The organism is Microbacterium umsixpiens (assembly GCF_053543675.1).
In genome coordinates, this window is the sequence record NZ_JBLVOH010000220.1 from 3,513 (window position 1) to 5,281 (window position 1,769).

Below are 1,769 nucleotides of genomic sequence, written 5' to 3' on the forward strand. Positions count from 1 at the left end.
CGAGATCGCCGCGGTCGCGAACACCGCGGGAGCCCGTGTCATCCGCCGCCCCGCCGAGCTCGCCGAAGACACTGCGACCTCGGAGAGCGCGATCCTGCATGCCCTCGACGAGCTCGAAGCAGCCGGAGAGAGGGTCGAGATCGTGGCGTTCCTGCAGGCGACGTCGCCGTTCATCCCGAGTGACGCGCTCGCCGCGGCCGTGGAGGAGATTCGTGCAGACCGCGCCGACAGCGTGTTCGCGGCCCATGAGACCTACGGATTCCTGTGGCGGGAAGACGACCGCGGTGAGGCGGTCGCGATCAACCACGAAGCCGCGCACCGCCCGCGGCGCCAGGACCGGGAGCCGCACCACCTCGAGACCGGCGCCTTCTATGTGTTCCGGGCCGCGGGGTTCCGTGAGAGCCGGCATCGGTTCTTCGGCAGGATCCGCATCGCTGCGGTGCCGGAGTGGACGGCGATCGAGATCGACGATGCGGATCAGCTCCGAGTCGCCCGTGCTCTCGCGACCCTGCACGAGGTTCCAGGGCGCATCCCGGTGCGGGCGGTCGTGACCGACTTCGACGGCGTGCACACCGACGACACCGCGATCATCGATGCAGACGGCGGGGAACGGGTGAGGGTCAGCCGCGAGGACGGGATGGGGGTTGCCCTGCTGCGCCGCGCCGGTGTGCCGCTGCTCATCCTGTCGACCGAGGTCAATCCCGTGGTCCGCGCCCGGGCGACGAAGCTCCGCGTTCCGGTGCTCCATGGCCTCGACGACAAGGAGACGGCACTGCGCGACTGGGCGCAGGAGAACGACGTGCCGCTCGCCGACATCGCCTACCTCGGGAACGACGTCAACGACCTTCCGGCGATGCGGATCGTGGGCTGGCCGGTCGCGGTCGCCAACGCACATCCGCTCGTGATCGAGGAGGCCCGTGTGGTGCTGCGCCGGCGCGGCGGCGAGGGTGCGGTGAGGGAGCTGATCGAACGGGTGTTGTCGAGCTGACCGATGCCGGTAACCCGGCCGTCGCCCGGTGTTCATCCTCGGCCCGTACTCAGGAGGGAGGGGTTGCACCAGCGCTCGACGACCGGAGGAATCATGACTGTCAGCATCGGCTCACGAGTGATCGGCGGCGGTCGTCCCGCCTATGTCATCGCCGAGATCGGACTCAATCACAACGGCGATGTCGACATCGCGAAGAAGCTCATCGACGTCGCAGCCCGCGCCGGCGCCGATGCGGTGAAGTTCCAGAAGCGCACGCCCGAGATCTCCACTCCCGAGCACATGCGCGACGTTCCGCGTGAGACGCCGTGGGGCGTCATGAGCTACCTCGACTACCGCCGTCGCGTCGAGTTCGGCCGCGACGAGTACGTCGAGATCGGCGATCACGCCACCATGCTCGGCCTGGACTGGTTCGCGTCGCCGTGGGACGTGCCGAGCGTCGACTTCCTCGAAGACCTCAACGTGGTGGCGCACAAGGTCGCCTCGGCCAGCCTCACCGATACCGAGCTGCTGGTCGCCCTGCGCGAGACGGGCAAGCCCGTCATCCTCTCGACCGGCATGTCGACCATCGAGCAGATCGACCGGGCGCTCGACACGCTCGGCACCGACCGGGTGGTCCTCATGCACGCGACCTCGACCTACCCGCTCGAGCCCGAAGAGGCGAACCTGCGCGTGATCGCCACCCTGCGCGACCGCTACCCGGGTGTGCCCGTCGGCTACTCGGGGCACGAGCGCGGCCTGCAGATCTCCCTCGCCGCGGTGGCCATCGGCGCAGTCGCGGGGG

At 69.3% G+C, this 1,769-nt stretch carries 2 protein-coding genes; both read left to right on the forward strand.

Going from position 1 to position 1,769, the window contains the following annotated elements; genetic code table 11:
- On the forward strand, positions 1 to 988 hold a 988-nt coding region (locus tag ACNPM4_RS18555; protein WP_448986675.1), incomplete at its 5' end, for an HAD hydrolase family protein.
- Positions 989 to 1,081: 93 nt separating this feature from the next.
- The coding region (locus ACNPM4_RS18560; protein WP_448986677.1) for an N-acetylneuraminate synthase family protein at positions 1,082 to 1,769 on the forward strand (688 nt) is incomplete at its 3' end.